This is a genomic window from Wenyingzhuangia heitensis (assembly GCF_011762155.1).
GTDB lineage: Bacteria > Bacteroidota > Bacteroidia > Flavobacteriales > Flavobacteriaceae > Wenyingzhuangia > Wenyingzhuangia heitensis.
Genome location: NZ_JAASQL010000001.1, coordinates 1,662,578 through 1,678,533, shown reverse-complemented (window position 1 = coordinate 1,678,533; position 15,956 = coordinate 1,662,578). Strand labels below are relative to the sequence as shown.

At 31.3% G+C, this 15,956-nt stretch carries 15 protein-coding genes; 4 read left to right on the top strand and 11 right to left on the bottom strand.

What is annotated here, in order from left to right; genetic code table 11:
- Position 1: 1 nt before the first annotated feature.
- The 6 genes from FHR24_RS06940 to FHR24_RS06915 all read right to left on the bottom strand — a co-directional run bounded on the left by FHR24_RS06940 (position 2) and on the right by FHR24_RS06915 (position 5,720).
- Positions 2-928: a PNPOx family protein gene (locus FHR24_RS06940; RefSeq protein ID WP_167185853.1), complete on the bottom strand. Its 927-nt coding sequence runs from the start codon at positions 926-928 to the stop codon at positions 2-4.
- Positions 929-985: 57 nt separating this feature from the next.
- Entirely contained in the window at positions 986-1,351 is a 366-nt protein-coding gene (locus FHR24_RS06935; protein ID WP_167185850.1) for a DsrE family protein, read from the bottom strand.
- Between the two features lie 66 nt (positions 1,352-1,417).
- Complete coding sequence (locus FHR24_RS06930; protein WP_167185847.1) at positions 1,418-1,978, bottom strand: TetR/AcrR family transcriptional regulator; 561 nt, start codon at positions 1,976-1,978, stop codon at positions 1,418-1,420.
- 142 nt (positions 1,979-2,120) lie between these two features.
- Entirely contained in the window at positions 2,121-3,779 is a 1,659-nt protein-coding gene (locus FHR24_RS06925) for an FAD-dependent oxidoreductase (protein WP_167185843.1), read from the bottom strand.
- A gap of 84 nt (positions 3,780-3,863) precedes the next feature.
- Positions 3,864-4,625 (bottom strand): M90 family metallopeptidase, encoded by a 762-nt coding sequence (locus FHR24_RS06920; protein WP_208412298.1) that lies wholly within the window; start codon positions 4,623-4,625, stop codon positions 3,864-3,866.
- Positions 4,626-4,703: 78 nt separating this feature from the next.
- Positions 4,704-5,720: a glutamine synthetase beta-grasp domain-containing protein gene (locus tag FHR24_RS06915; protein WP_167185840.1), complete on the bottom strand. Its 1,017-nt coding sequence runs from the start codon at positions 5,718-5,720 to the stop codon at positions 4,704-4,706.
- A 294-nt stretch (positions 5,721-6,014) separates the two neighbouring features.
- Here FHR24_RS06915 and FHR24_RS06910 point away from each other — a divergent pair, with 294 nt between their 5' ends.
- Together FHR24_RS06910 and FHR24_RS06905 are read left to right on the top strand one after the other, a co-directional pair.
- Positions 6,015-7,202, top strand: a complete 1,188-nt coding sequence (locus tag FHR24_RS06910; protein ID WP_167185837.1) for an AIR synthase related protein — start codon at positions 6,015-6,017, stop codon at positions 7,200-7,202.
- Positions 7,203-7,270: 68 nt separating this feature from the next.
- Positions 7,271-7,678: a hypothetical protein gene (locus FHR24_RS06905; RefSeq protein ID WP_167185834.1), complete on the top strand. Its 408-nt coding sequence runs from the start codon at positions 7,271-7,273 to the stop codon at positions 7,676-7,678.
- Between the two features lie 12 nt (positions 7,679-7,690).
- On the opposite strand, the gene lpxK is transcribed toward FHR24_RS06905, so the two are convergent.
- A complete protein-coding gene (gene lpxK / locus FHR24_RS06900) occupies positions 7,691-8,707 on the bottom strand; it encodes a tetraacyldisaccharide 4'-kinase (protein WP_208412297.1) in 1,017 nt (338 codons plus the stop codon).
- An 88-nt stretch (positions 8,708-8,795) separates the two neighbouring features.
- Here lpxK and FHR24_RS06895 point away from each other — a divergent pair, with 88 nt between their 5' ends.
- Positions 8,796-9,890 carry a Nif3-like dinuclear metal center hexameric protein gene (locus FHR24_RS06895; RefSeq protein ID WP_167185831.1) on the top strand — a complete coding sequence of 365 codons (1,095 nt, stop codon included), beginning with the start codon at positions 8,796-8,798 and terminating at the stop codon, positions 9,888-9,890.
- A 5-nt stretch (positions 9,891-9,895) separates the two neighbouring features.
- The gene (locus FHR24_RS06890) at positions 9,896-10,666 is read left to right on the top strand and encodes a zinc ribbon domain-containing protein (RefSeq protein ID WP_167185827.1); all 771 of its coding nucleotides are present in this window, start codon (positions 9,896-9,898) and stop codon (positions 10,664-10,666) included.
- Positions 10,667-10,799: 133 nt separating this feature from the next.
- On the opposite strand, the gene FHR24_RS06885 is transcribed toward FHR24_RS06890, so the two are convergent.
- The 4 genes from FHR24_RS06885 to rimP form a co-directional block, all read right to left on the bottom strand.
- Positions 10,800-10,991: a cold-shock protein gene (locus FHR24_RS06885; RefSeq protein ID WP_167185824.1), complete on the bottom strand. Its 192-nt coding sequence runs from the start codon at positions 10,989-10,991 to the stop codon at positions 10,800-10,802.
- 162 nt (positions 10,992-11,153) lie between these two features.
- Complete coding sequence (gene infB, locus FHR24_RS06880) at positions 11,154-14,054, bottom strand: translation initiation factor IF-2 (protein ID WP_167185821.1); 2,901 nt, start codon at positions 14,052-14,054, stop codon at positions 11,154-11,156.
- A 59-nt stretch (positions 14,055-14,113) separates the two neighbouring features.
- Positions 14,114-15,361 (bottom strand): transcription termination factor NusA, encoded by a 1,248-nt coding sequence (gene nusA, locus FHR24_RS06875; protein ID WP_167185818.1) that lies wholly within the window; start codon positions 15,359-15,361, stop codon positions 14,114-14,116.
- A gap of 9 nt (positions 15,362-15,370) precedes the next feature.
- Positions 15,371-15,835, bottom strand: a complete 465-nt coding sequence (gene rimP / locus FHR24_RS06870) for a ribosome assembly cofactor RimP (RefSeq protein WP_167185815.1) — start codon at positions 15,833-15,835, stop codon at positions 15,371-15,373.
- Between the last annotated feature and the right edge of the window lie 121 nt (positions 15,836-15,956).

Sequence of the window (15,956 nt, the reverse complement as noted above, 5' to 3'; positions counted from 1 at the left end):
TTTATGTGTTTTTATTTTCTTCTGGGTTGTATTTAGAATAACTTATAAAACTCCATTCGGAATTGTGATGATTTTGAGTTTCTATCCATTTATCAATTTTAAAAAACCAAAACCTACCTGTTCCTCCCGATTTAGATAAATCATCTTTGTTGCTTAAATTATGTATAATTTTTGAAGTTCCTGTTAGCTGTAACGTACTTTTATTTTCAAAATCTATAAACAAAACTCCCCCCTTTGAATTTTCTGTAAAATTGCCAAAAGTGTTATAAATATTATTTCCTTTATAATCTGGAATTTTTAATATATTATCATCTATAATATCTATAAAACCTGGAGTACCACCTCTATGCGATGCATCCAATTTCCCATCCAAACCTGCACTTCCCACAAATAAAGTATCTGCTTTTAAGATCCAATCTTTTTGGGCATCCGTTAACACATTTCCATGTTTTTGTATTGAACTATTTTGTTTTGCATTTATGGGTGATTGAACATCTCTTTGTTGAATATATTTTGGACAATTGGGATAAGATTCCTCCACTTTAATATTGATATTCTCTCCATTAACAGTTAAAACTCCATTAACTCTTAACCTTCTTCTTGTAGCTAATTCTATAAATAAGGTTCCTATTTGTGTGTGTTGTTGTATGTTTTTATAAAAAACATCCTTTTTATCACTCACAATTTTTGTCAAATTAACAGTCAAACTACTAGGAGTTGGCACAGCAACAAAACCATTTGCTCCTAATAAAATTGAAATCCATACGTTTTGCTCTTTATCCTGACTACTTACAATAGCCATAGTTTGCTTTTCTATAAAAGGAATTGCTCCTTTTATTATTTCATTAGAAATCATTTTAATTGCTTTATGAGCTATATGATCGACTCCCATTTTTTTCTGAAATGCTAATTCTCCTTTATGAAACATAATTTTTTGTTTTAGCTCAACACACCTATTCTAATAAAAAATAGGTGTGTTTTATTTTTAAAAATTGATAACTGTATACCCCTCTTCAATTAATTTGGCATAACTAGAAATTCCAGATGTGTTGGGCAACGGGTTATTCGTAATAAGATCATAACCAGATGGATTTGCTCCCCAAACGTCTGCACAAGCACTAGAAACTCCTTCCACTTTATCTTCTACAGCTTTAAACACTTTGTAAGCAGGGTGTTCTTCATTTTGTAATACTTCTGGCCATCTTGTTCCAGTTCCTTGAAAAATTAATTTTACTGCTACTCCTGATTCTTTAAAATCATACACGGCTGCTAAAGCATTAAACAATCTTCCTAATGATTCTTCTGCTCCTGTTTTTGGATCTGATAATAATACAATTGCTACTTTACTCATTTTACTTTTTTATTTATTAATTATTTTAATTACAGAACATTCGGTAAAATAAAATATTAAAAAAAACTAAGAAATATATAATTCCTTAATTTCTTTTATAGATTCATTAAACGGATGTGTACTTCCGCAGGCTTTAGATACAATAAGGGATCCTTGTATTTTGACCAAAACTTGTATTGCTTTTTGATTTGATTCTTCTTTATCGTAACCAAAATCAGTACCTATTTTAGAAAAACAGTCTAACCAACTTTCTATTCCTGTTTTCAATTCATTTGTGAAAAGAGAAATTCCTCCTCCTAAAGTTAGGGCTCCAACAATACAAGACTCTAGTCCGCAAGCATACAATTCATTAATGCTATTTAAAACTCGAGACAATTTGTCTTCTTTAGAAATATCTTTAGCATATACAATTTCTTGAATATGTTTTACAAACCAATCGTCTACATAACCTAGAACTGCTAAAACAATATCTTTTTTACCTCCTGGAAATCTATGGTACAAACTAGCTTTTTTTAAACCCGATACTGCTGCCAAGTCATTTAAACTCGCTCCATCATATCCTTTAGATCTAATTACTGACATTAATCTACTTAGTAACTCAACATCATTTACTTTTTGTGGTCTCATATAACAAATGTACATATTTCAGAACAAACGTTCGGTTATATTTTCTAATTAGTTCGATAAAATATTTAGTCCTTACAGTAAATCTTATTTTGTATAAAAGAAATCCCTCTAAAATAATTTTAGAGGGATTCACAAAATCAACTTATTCTTTAACTGGATATAATGTACTCCATATTTTAAAACCTCCTGATAGATTTTTAATATTGGTAAATCCTTTGTGTTTCAATTGTAAACTTGCCAAATAACCACGCATTCCTTTAGCACAGTACACAACTGTCTCTTTGCTTGTATCAAGCATTTCTATTGTAGAATTTCTTATAATATCTAATGAAATATTGATGCTGTTGGGGATTGCTCCAAAACTTTCTACTTCGTTTTTAGCTCTTACGTCTATAATTTGGATATTTGAATTCTTATTAATTTTAGATTGTAGCTCCTCTACAGAAATTTCTTTATAATCATTATGAAAAGAATTGTTACTCACAAAACCAGCAACCACTACCGGATCTTTTGCTGGCGAAAAAGGTGGAGCATATGCTAAGTCTAAATTAGGTAAATCTTCTATGGTTAACCCTCCATAAATTGCTGTACTCATTACATCTACTCTCTTATCTACTCCATGTTCACCAAAAGCTTCACAACCCAATATTTTTCCTGTTTTAGCATCATAATAAATTTCAATTATCAAGTCTTTTTGATTTGGAAAATAACCTGGTGTAGCTCCCGCAACTATCAAGCTAACTTTAAAATCATAATTATTGCTCTTTAAATAATCTAAAGATAAACCTGTTCTCCCCAATGTATTTTGAAATACTTGTATGATGGCTGTTTTATACCCTCCTTTAAAATTCTCATTCCCTCCTGCTGCATTGGCACCTGCTGTTCTACCTCCTTTATTAGAATGCGTTCCTAATGGTAAATAATCATGCTCGTTGGTTAACGTGTTTTTTATACTTGCACAATCTCCAGCAGCATAAATATCTGGTACAGATGTTTCCATTTTTTCATTTACTGTTAACGCTCCATTTTTTAAATGAGCTGCCCCTTTAGAGACTAATAAATCTGTATTGGGTTTTATACCCACACTCATAATTACAAAATCTGTTACTACCTTTTTTAAAGGAGTCAATACAGACGTTATTTTTCCTTTTTTTACATCAACCTCTTTAACAAATGTGTTTGTAATCACTTCTACTCCATGCTCTTCAAGAGTATTTTGAGCAAATTTTCTAAATTTTGAAGACCACATAGGTAAAACACCATCTCCTCCCTCTATTAAAGTTACTTTTTTCCCTAGTTCTATTAGGTTTTCAACAACTTCAACTCCAATTAAACCAGCCCCCATAATGGTAATATGCTCAGCCTTATCTATAGCTCCTTTCTGCATAATTTTATCAAAATCTTCTAAGGTTCTACAAGGAGACCAATTGGTTGCTTTTTCTAGGTTGATAATTTTGGGAACAATCGTTTTTGCACCTGTAGTAAATACCAATTTATCATAGGTATAGGTTGATTTGGTGGTGATTACTTTATGTTCTTCTGGTAAAATTTCAATTACTTCTTCTTCTAAACACACATCAATATTAAATCTATTTCTAAGTAAATCGGCTTCTACAACCAATAATTTTTCTCTAGTTTTTATAACTCCAGACAAAGCATATGGAATTCCACAAGTAGCATAACTTATATTCTTGCATTTTTCAAACATTTTAATGTTTGCATTTTCATTTTGTCTTCTTGCTTTGGCTGCTGCAGAGGGACCTGCAGATAAACCTCCTATTACTATAATATCTAAGTTCATGTTGTATGTTTTTCTTATGACAAATGTAATCGTCAATTAAAAAAACAACAGTAACAAAAGTCACATAAAGGAGTAAATAGTATTTTAATTCTGTTTACAAAAACACATTTCCATCATTTTATACAAATCTGGATGTTTTTCTTTGAGTAGGTCTGGACGTTCAAAAAAGTACTCGGATACAACGGCAAAAAATTCTTGCTGATTGGTTCCTCCATAGGCTCTAATATCCGACTCATTATTATTTATGTGCTCTATTTCTTTGTGAATTAAATTTAACCAAGGGATTAGATATGTATTTGATAATAATAATTTTGGAATCCCATCTGTATCTCCGTCCATTTTATCTATCAAATGAATAAATTCATGAATTCCAGTATTTCCTTTATCCGTTTTATTGGCAAAACCATGGTGTAATGCTCTGCGTGATAAAATCATTTGATTTTTAAACCTACCTGTTCCTACCAAACCACCAATGTTTCTATTTCCTTCTATAAAATTTAAATCTTCACTAAAATTATTAGGATAGATAATCACTGAAGATAAATTTGAGTAGTGCCAATCCTTGAAATAAAAAACAGGAATTATAGCACTTGCAGCCACCAAAACAATATCTATATCTTGTCTTTTAAACTCTATGGTTTCTATATAAGTCTTGCTTAAAAATATTGTTATTTTATCTCTAAACAATAGCTTGTCCTCATCTTTTAATTTTTGATAAAACAAGACATGAGACATTAATAGCTCATGTAAATTATTGGGTACGGGTGTTCTTTTTTTTGTAATAGTTTTTCTATAACTATAAACACCTAACAACACAATTATCAAAAAAAATAAAAATCCAATCATGTTTTAAAACTAATCAATTATTTTCATAAAAAAAGCCCTGCAATTAGCAGGGCTTTTAAAATATTATAATGCTTATAATTATTTAACAGGTTTAACTGTTTTAATAATTCTTGCAGCAATTTTGTATGGATCTCCGTTTGAAGATGGACGACGGTCTTCTAACCAACCGTGGTATCCTTTTTCTACAGCGATAATTGGAATACGGATAGATGCTCCTCTATCAGAAACTCCCCAAGAGAAATCAGTAATAGCAGCAGTTTCGTGCTTACCAGTTAAACGTTGTTCGTTGTGCTCACCATAAACTTCAATGTGCTCTTTAACTACCGGACGGAAAGCTTCACAAATTTCAGCATACTTTTCTTTAGAACCACATTCTCTTAAGATTGAGTTAGAGAAGTTAGCGTGCATTCCAGAACCATTCCAATCTGTATCTCCTAATGGTTTTGGGTGGTACTCAATGTACAATCCTCTACCTTCAGTTAAACGATCTAATAAGTAACGTGCAATCCAAATTTCATCTCCTGCTTTTTTAGCACCTTTTGCAAACAATTGGAATTCCCATTGTCCAGACGCAACTTCTTGGTTGATTCCTTCAAAGTTCAATCCTGCTTCGATACATAAATCAGCATGCTCTTCTACTAAATCACGACCATGAGTATTTTTTCCACCAACTGAACAGTAGTACATTCCTTGTGGAGCTGGGTAACCACCTCTTGGGAATCCTAATGGTAAATCAGTATCAGAATCCATAATAAAATATTCTTGCTCAAATCCGAACCAGAAATCGTTATCATCATCTTCAATAGTAGCACGTCCGTTAGATTCGTGTGCAGTTCCATCAGCGTTTAAAACTTCTGTCATTACTAACCATCCGTTAATACGAGCTGGATCAGGATAAATTGCAACAGGTTTTAAAATACAGTCAGATGCTCCACCAGAAGCTTGTTTTGTAGATGAACCATCAAAAGACCAGTTTCCTAATTCTTCTAATGTTCCTTGGAAGTTTTCGTGTTCTTCAACCTTGGTTTTACTTCTTAAGTTTTGAGTTGGAAAATATCCGTCTAACCAGATATACTCTAATTTAATTTTAGCCATAATAAAATATTATATTTAATAAAAGTTTCTTTTTATCTTAACGAAAGCAAATATAAAATAATTATTTGAACAGCCAATTGAAATTCTACGTATTTTTACGTAGAATATTTATTTTTCACTAATTCGTAAAAAAACATGTGTGAAATTATCAATACCTAAACACTAAGCCAGTGTTAACACATGAACAGAACTGATTTTTAACAGTTTTAAACCTTATTGCTTTTTATGCAGGCAGATAAAAATCAAATAACTAAATTTGCACCACCATTATAAACAACACACTAATTTATATATATGAGTTCTGAAGTAAGTAAAAGATATAGCCAACGTGGGGTATCGGCTTCTAAAGAAGATGTACACAACGCAATTAAGAATGTAGACAAAGGTTTGTTTCCTAAAGCATTCTGTAAAATTGTTCCCGATTACTTAACAAATGATGAGGATTATTGCTTAATTATGCATGCTGATGGGGCTGGAACCAAATCTGCTTTAGCATATATGTACTGGAAAGAAACAGGGGATATTTCTGTTTGGAAAGGAATTGCACAAGATGCTTTAATTATGAATATTGATGACTTATTATGTGTAGGAGCTACAGATAATATAATGCTATCATCTACCATTGGACGTAACAAAAACTTAATTCCTGGAGAAGTACTTTCTCAAATAATTAATGGAACTGAAGAGTTGTTAACTGAATTAAAAGAATTTGGAGTTACTATTCATTCTACAGGTGGAGAAACTGCTGATGTAGGTGATTTAGTTAGAACAATTATTGTAGATTCTACCGTTACAGCTAGAATGAAACGCACTAATGTAGTTAATAATGCCAATATTAAAGCTGGTGATGTTATTGTAGGTTTAGAGTCTTTTGGACAAGCCACCTATGAAAAAGAATACAACGGAGGAATGGGATCTAACGGATTAACTTCTGCTAGACACGATGTATTTCACAAATACTTAGCGAATAAATATCCTGAATCTTTTGATGCTGCAGTACCCGAAGAATTGGTCTACTCTGGTAACACTAAATTAACAGATGCTGTAGAGGGTTCTCCAATTAATGCTGGTAAATTAGTTTTATCTCCTACAAGAACCTACGCACCAATTATTAAAGCTATTTTAGCTAAATATACTCCACAAGAAGTTCATGGAATGGTTCACTGTTCTGGAGGTGCACAAACTAAAATTTTACACTTTGTAGAAAATCTACATATTGTAAAAGACAATTTATTTGAGGTACCACCTTTATTTAAATTGATTCAGGAAAACTCTGGTACAGATTGGAAAGAAATGTATCAAGTATTTAACATGGGACACAGAATGGAAGTATATGTTCCTGCAGAAATTGCAGAAGACATTATTGCTATTTCTAAATCTTTTAATGTAGATGCTAAAATTATTGGTCGTGTAGAAGAACCAAAATCTGCTGGGACTAAATCTTTAGAAATTACGAGTGAATTTGGAGTTTTTAACTACTAATAATCTCTTTAAAATATCACAAAGGCTATCTATAAACTAGATAGCCTTTTTTTATAAACTGCTTTGTTATGAAACCCGAAATTAAAAATTACATAAATACTGTTTTAAGTAAAATAGCCATATTAGACGAACCCAATGTTGCTTTTGAACAGGTAGAAATTTTAGAATACAGAACACATTTTGAAAACGGATCTGTATTTCAACATCAAAATGGAGATAATTACGGTCTTGCTATTTTGAATGCCATTACCGAAGACAGTTCTTTTAAAATTTCTAAATTCTTAAAAAAAGAAACAAACCTAAGTATTAAAAATATTCAAGACGAATTAGAAAAACACTATCTAAGATGTTATATACCTGGTTCTTCTAAAGAATATGATACTTGGAAAACAGGAGATTTAGGAGTTGCTTATTTAGAAATAAATGATGCCGAAAAAACAATATCTGTTAGGTATACAAATGAAACAAATACGTAAAAACACTGTAAACTACATATTTACGTATTTCAAAAGGCTTTGATCAAATTGATTTTTAGAATTTAAAAACTGAATTTCTATAGGTAAGTAATACAATTCTATTAGCTCTTTTTCTAAACGAACATAATCTTTTTCTGTTGTTAACACTTTAGCTGCTTTAGATGAATCTTTGATTTTTTGTAAATCGGACTCTGTAAAATGATGATGATCTGGATAATTTAAATGAATAAAATCAGCTCCTAAATTCTGTAAATAATCCACCAAAGGTTTGGGTTTGGCAATTCCTGTAATTAATACAATTTTTTGTTTAATAAATTCCGTAAGCAAAACTTTAGCACTACCTATTACACAATCGGCATAATAAATACTAGAAAAATAAACTTGTTGATTGTTCTTTGGATGTATTTTTTTTATTATTTTTTGCTGTTCATACTCCGATAAATTTATAGGACATTTGGTTACAACAATACTATCTGCTCTATTTTTCCCCCACCATAACTCACGCAAATTCCCTGTAGGCATCATAAAATCATTATAAAACAAACGATCATAAGAACTTAATAAAATATGATATCCTGCTTTTATTTTTCTGTGTTGATAAGCATCATCTAACAAAATTAAATCCGTATTGGGTTTTAAATTTAAAATATTTTTAACTCCCTCTACTCGATCTCCATTAACAGCAACCTGTATTTTGTCAAACTTTTGATGGTATTGAAACGGTTCATCCCCTAAATCAGCAACCGTTGTATGTTTATTTGCCAAAACAAATCCTTTAGATTTTCTTTTATAACCTCTACTCAAAACAGCAATTGCGTGGGTGTTTTGTAACAAGCGAATTAAATATTCTATTTGTGGAGTTTTTCCTGTCCCTCCAACACTTAAGTTCCCTACTGTAATAACAGGAATCTTAAAGCGGGTTGATTGTAAAATATTAACATCGTACAGTAAATTTCTTACAGATACCACTAATCCGTACAAAACAGAAAAAGGCAATAGTAGTATTCTTAATATCTTAATAAAAATCATGTATTGATGCTAAATTTAATCGTGCTTTCAAAACTAAAACAATTCCAATCTAGAAACAACTAATAGAACAAAATCTGTATTTTTGAATATGAAAATTAAAGATATCACAGATTATATAGAAACATTGGCTCCTTTGTCTTATGCAGAAGATTTTGACAATGTAGGATTGTTAGTTGGTAATTACCAAACAGAAATTACAGGAGTTTTAGTTACTTTAGACACTTTAGAGCAAACTATTGATGAGGCTATTGAACAAAATTGCAATTTAATTGTGAGTTTTCATCCTATTATTTTTAGCGGACTTAAAAAATTTAATGGAAATAATTATGTAGAACGTGTGGTAATAAAAGCCATTAAACACAATATTGCTATTTATGCCACTCACACAGCCTTAGACAACTCTTTTAAAGGAGTAAGTGCCAAAATGTGCGAAGTATTACAACTGCAAAATAAACAGGTTTTAATCCCCCAAAAAGGAACTATAAAAAAACTAGTTACATACGTACCCGTTAAAGATGCCGATAAAGTAAGAGAAGCCTTTTTTAACATTGGAGCAGGAACTATTGGTAACTACAATCAATGTAGTTTTAATGTTGATGGAATTGGAACTTATAACGGAAATGAAAACTCTAGCCCAATTGTTGGGATTAAGGGAAGAACAGAAAAAGAACAAGAAACCCAAATAAGTATTACATTTCCTAAACATATAGAAGGTAGTGTTTTAAAAGTGCTAAAAGAGGTTCATCAATATGAAGAAATTGCTTTTGAAATTACAACTTTAGAAAACACCAATCAACATATTGGTATTGGAATGATTGGGGAATTAATCACACCTATGAATACTGATGATTTTTTGAAGTATGTAAAACTAAATATGAATACAAAATGTATTAGACACTCTGCTCCACTAAACAAACAAATACAAAAGATTGCTGTATTAGGGGGTTCTGGTAGTTTTGGAATTAATGCAGCTATAGCAATGGGTGCAGATGCATATATTACTGCAGATTTTAAATATCACGAATTTTACAAGGCAGAAGGAAAACTACTAATTACTGATATTGGACATTATGAAAGTGAACAATTTACAAAAAACCTATTAGTTGATTATCTTAAAGAAAAATTTCGTAATTTTGCAATCATTTTATCGAATAAAAGTACAAACCCAATATATTACTCATAGTTATTATGGCAGTTAAACAAGAAGTATCTGTAGAAGACAAGTTAAGAGCTTTATATAATTTACAATTAATTGACTCTAGAATTGACGAAATCGAAAGCGTTCAAGGAGAGTTACCTTTAGAAATAGAAGATTTAGAAAGCGAAATTAGTGGGTTATCAACTCGTGTTGAAAAATTGAATCAAGATGTTGTTAATTTTCAGACTGAAATTGCTAACCGTAAAATTAGCATTGATGAATCTAAAGAATTAGTAAAAAAGTATACAGAACAACAAAAATCTGTTCGTAACAATCGTGAGTTTGATTCTTTAACAAAGGAAGCTGAATTTCAAGAATTAGAAATTGAATTGGCTGAAAAAAGAATTAAAGAAGCTTATGCTAAAATTGAGCATAAAAACGAAGTTATAGCAAAAACAACCGAAAAATTAAACGCTCAACAAACACATTTAGATCATAAAAAATCTGAATTAGATGAGATTTTAAAAGAAACAGAAAACGATCAAAACAAATTGAAAGCGCTTTCTGATAAAATGTCTGAAAAAATAGACAACCACTTATTGGTTGCTTATAACAGAATTAGAAGTAATGTAAAAAATGGATTAGCTGTAGTTGCTATTGAAAGAGGTGCTGCTGGTGGATCTTACTTTACAATTCCTCCTCAAGTTCAAATAGAAATTGCTAGTCGTAAAAAAATTACTATTGACGAATATTCTGGTCGTATTTTAGTAGATGCTGCTTTGGCAGAAGAAGAAAGAGAGAAACTATCTTCTATCCTATAGTCACACCAGATTAAAAATAAAAAAACTCTTTAATTATATTAAAGAGTTTTTTTATGTCCTAATTTTAGATTTACAAAACAAAAAACCTCATACTTTTAGTATGAGGTTTTTTGTTTTGTAAAAAGAATAAATATTATAAAGCTCTAACCTCTACTGCGTTTAAACCTTTTCTTCCTTCTTTTAAATCAAATTCTACTTCATCTCCTTCACGAACTTCGTCGATTAAACCAGAAATGTGTACGAAATAATCTTGTTGTGTTTCATTATCTGTAATAAATCCAAAACCTTTAGACTCATTAAAGAATTTTACTGTACCTTTTTTCACTTTGTAATTGTAATAAATATTTAATAATAACAAACATAGTGTTTAATAAATAAAATTCATAATAAAAGATATTAAATTTGATATCAACAAATTAAGCAAATAAAAAAGCTCATTCTTAATTAAGAATGAGCTTTTTTATTTTATTATAAAGAATTAAAAGAACTACAATTTCTTTTTAACCTCTACTATTTGATAAGATTCAATAACATCTCCAATTACAATATCATTGAAGTTTTTAATTTGAACACCACAATCATATCCTTTTGTTACTTCTTTTGCATCATCTTTAAATCGTTTCAATGCTGTTAATTCACCATCATGAACTACAATACCATCTCTAACAATTCTAATTTTAGAATTTCTAGTAATTTTACCTTGCACAACCATACATCCTGCAATGTTACCTACTTTAGAAATTTTATAAACCTCTCTTATTTCTACGTTACCTAACAATTCTTCTTTAGTGTCTGGAGATAACATACCTTCCATTGCATCTTTTAAGTCGTTAATTGCATCGTAGATAATAGAGTATGTTCTAATGTCAACTTCTTCAGTATCTGCAACAGTTCTAGCATTACCAGCTGGTCTAACATTAAATCCAACAATAATTGCATCAGAGGCAGAAGCTAACAATACATCAGATTCTGTAATAGCTCCAACTCCTTTGTGTAATATATTTACCTGAATTTCTTCTGTAGATAATTTTTGGAAAGAATCTGTTAAAGCTTCTACAGATCCATCTACATCCCCTTTTAAGATAATGTTCAATTCCTTGAAATCTCCTAAAGCGATACGACGACCAATTTCGTCTAATGTTAATGTTTTCTGTGTTCTTACAGATTGCTCACGTTGTAATTGAGAACGTTTAGATGCAATTTGTTTTGCTTCTCTTTCGTCTTCAAATACATTAAATTTATCTCCTGCTTGTGGAGCTCCATCTAATCCTAAAATTGATACAGGTGTTGATGGTGGTGCAATATCTACATTTCTACCACGTTCATCAAACATTGCTCTTACTTTACCAGAATGTTTACCTGCTAAAATATAATCTCCAATTTTTAAAGATCCTGCTTGTACCATAATAGTAGATACATAACCACGTCCTTTATCTAATTGTGCTTCAACAACAGTACCTAATGCAGATTTATTTGGATTTGCCTTTAATTCTAATATCTCAGATTCTAAAACAACTTTTTCTAGTAAATCTTCAACTCCTTGTCCAGATTTTGCAGAAATTTCTTGACATTGATATTTACCACCCCAATCTTCAACTAACATATCCATGCTCGCTAATTGTTGTTTCACATTGTCAGGATTTGCTGTAGGTTTATCAATTTTGTTTAATGCAAACACAATTGGTACACCAGCTGCTTGTGCATGACTTATTGCTTCTTTTGTTTGAGGCATTACGTCATCATCTGCTGCAATTACAACAATTACTATATCCGTTACTTGGGCACCACGTGCACGCATTGCTGTAAAAGCTTCGTGACCAGGTGTATCTAAAAATGCTATTTTTTGCCCTGTTTTAATCTTCACAGAATAAGCACCAATATGTTGTGTAATTCCTCCAGATTCTCCGGCTATTACATTAGCTTCACGTATGTAATCTAATAAAGATGTTTTACCGTGATCTACGTGACCCATTATTGTTACAATAGGAGCTCTTTCTTCTAAATCTTCTTCTTTATCTTCAATTTCGATAACAGACTCTTCAACCTCAGCTCCAACAAATTCAACTTCGTAATTAAATTCTTCTGCTACAATTTTAATAGTTTCTGCATCTAAACGTTGGTTCATTGTAACCATCATCCCTAACATCATACATGCAGAAATAATATCTGTTACAGAAACATCCATCATAGTAGCAACTTCACTAACAGTAACAAATTCTGTTACTTTTAATACTTTGCTTTCAGCTGCTTCTTGTGCTTGAGCATCTTCAGTTTGCTGACGGTGTAAATCACGTTTCTCTCTACGATATTTAGCACCTTTATTTTTTTTAGACTTTCCTTGTAATCTTTCTAAAGTCTCACGTACTTGTTTTTGTACTTCTTCGTCTGTAGGTTCCTCCTTAGTTACTGGAGCAGAATTAAATCTTCCGCCTCCTCTATTTGCAGGTCCTCTTCTTTGTCCAGGTCCTCCTGTATTATTACCACCAGGTCTGTTTCCTCCAGGTCTATTGTTTCCTGGTCCTCCTGCACGATTTGCAGTATTTGGAGTTCCTGGTTTTACAATTCTCTTTCTTTTCTTTCTAGCGTCAGCAGCACTATTTGCATTTGCTTTAGGATCTGGTTTCTTTTTCTTAGGTCTTTCAAATTGCTTTAAGTCAATTTTAGCTCCTGTTAGTTTAGGTCCTGTTAACTTTTGATATTGTGTTTTTAAAGCTTCTGGCTCTCCACCTTCTTCTGGTGATTTACCTTCATTTGCTTTTGGCTCTACTTTTACCTCTTTAGTTGCTTCTTTTTTAACTACAGATTTTGCTTCTTCTTGTTTTTTCTCCACTTTTGGAGCTTCAACAACTTTCTCTATCTGTTTAACAACTGGTTTTGGTTTTTTCTCAGGAATTGGAGCAGACTTTACAATTTTTAATCCTCCTAACTTAGGAGCACTTGCTTTTATAACTTCTGGTTCTTTTGGTGTTTCCACTTCAGGAGTTTTCTCCTCTTTTACAACAGGAGGTGTAACCGGAGTTGCTTTAACTTCTTCTTTAGGCTTATTTAAATCTATTTTACCAACAGTTTTAACTTCTAACTTTTCAGCTTTAGCCTTTAAAATTCTATTTCGCTCCTCTTCTTCTTTACGCTTTTTTTCCTCTTGAGCTAAACGCAACTCTTCTTTTTCCTTACGCTTTTCTTCACCTACTTCTACAGAAACGGCTTTCTTTTGCGCATCGGTTTGAAAACCATCTAACAAAATTTGATATTCTTGATTAGAGATTTTAGCTGTAGGACGTGCCTCAATTTCATGCCCTTTGGCTGAAAGATGTTCTACCGCTCTATCTAACGATATGTTTAATTCTCGTAAAACTTTGTTAAGCCTTAATGTTTTGCTTACAGACATATATACTTTTTACTATTTTTTATTTAAGAAGATGTTTTGAAATACGGCTACTGACTACCTTATTTATCAAATTCTTCTTTTAATATACGTTGAACCTCTATGATTGTTTCTTCTTCTAAATCGGTTCTGCTCACTAATTCAGTCACATCTTTATCTATAACACTTTTTGCAGTGTCTAAACCAATGCTTTTGAACTCGTCAATAATCCATGCTTCTATTTCGTCAGAAAACTCTGTCAATTCTACATCTTCATCGTCTTCTCCTTCTCTTAACACATCAATTTCGTAACCTGTTAATTGAGTTGCTAATCTAATATTTACTCCGTTTCTACCAATTGCTTTTGATACTTCTTCTGGACGTAAATAAACTTCTGCTCTAGCTTTCTTTTCTCCTTCTGCTTCAAAGATATCCATTTTAACCACTTTAGCAGGACTTAAAGCTCTAGAAATGTATAATTGTGTGTTTTTTGTATAATTAACAACATCTATATTTTCATTTCCTAACTCACGAACTATCCCGTGAATTCTAGATCCTTTAATACCTACACAGGCTCCAACAGGATCAATTCTATCATCGTAAGAATCTACTGCTATTTTTGCTTTTTCTCCAGGAATACGAGCAACTCCTTCAATTGTAATTAACCCATCAAATACTTCTGGAATTTCTTGCTCAAATAACTTTCTTAAGAATTCTGGTGAGGTTCTAGATAAAATAATTGCAGGTTTATTCCCTCTTAACTCTACCGTTTTAATAATTCCTCTTACAGAATCACCTTTTCTAAAGAAATCAGAACGAATTTGCTCACTCTTAGGTAATACAATTTCATTTCCTTCATCATCTAATAAGATGATTGCATTGTGTTTAATATGGTGTACTTCTGCAGAATACATATCTCCTTCTAGCTCTTTAAACTTTTTATATAAGTTTGTGCTATCGTGTTCATATATCTTAGAAATTAAATTTTGACGTAAAGCTAAAATTGCTCTACGACCTAATTGGTGTAATTTAATTTCTTCAGAAACTTCTTCTCCAATTTCAAAATCGGGTTCAATTTTTCTAGCCTCAGCCAATTCAATTTCTTCGTTGTCATCTTCAGACATTTCATCCTCAACAACTACACGGTTACGCCAAATTTCTAAATCCCCTTTATCTGGATTTACAATAATATCAAAATTATCATCAGAACCATATTTTCTCTTTAAAGCAGCTCTAAAAACTTCTTCTAAGATAGACATTAACATTACACGATCAATTTTCTTATCGTCTTTAAATTCTGAAAATGAATTGATTAAATCTATATTCTCCATTTAAATATTTTAACTAAATAATATTTTAACTTTTGTTTCTTTTATCTCTGCGTAGGTAAGTGTTATCGTTTTATCAACAGTTACTTTTCCTTTACCTACAGGTTTTGGCTCTCTTGTTTTCCAAGTCAACACAATGTTATCTTCATTTACTTCTGCCAAAGTACCTTCGTATTTTTCTTCTGCGGTAACTACACTTACAATTCTACCTATGTTTTTAACATATTGCCTTTTCATAACAATAGGCTTTGCAATATCGGGAGTAGCTACTTCTATACTATAGTCTTCTTCTTCTCTATCTAAATCTCCTTCTACAAAACGACTAACTCGTATACATTCCTTTAAAGGAACTCCATTATCTCCATCTATAGTTACTAAAATTTTACTTTCAATATCTATGGTTAAATCAACTAAAAACAAAGAAGTATTTTCTTCTAATGCTTTATTTACTAATTCTTCAACCTTATTTTTATCCATATATATGTATAAAAAGTGGGGCTTTAAAGCCCCACTAATCCTTTTCAATTATTCCATCGCAAATATAGGAGTTTTTTCTTGATATACAATAATATAGTCGTTTGTATTTTTAAACAAAACA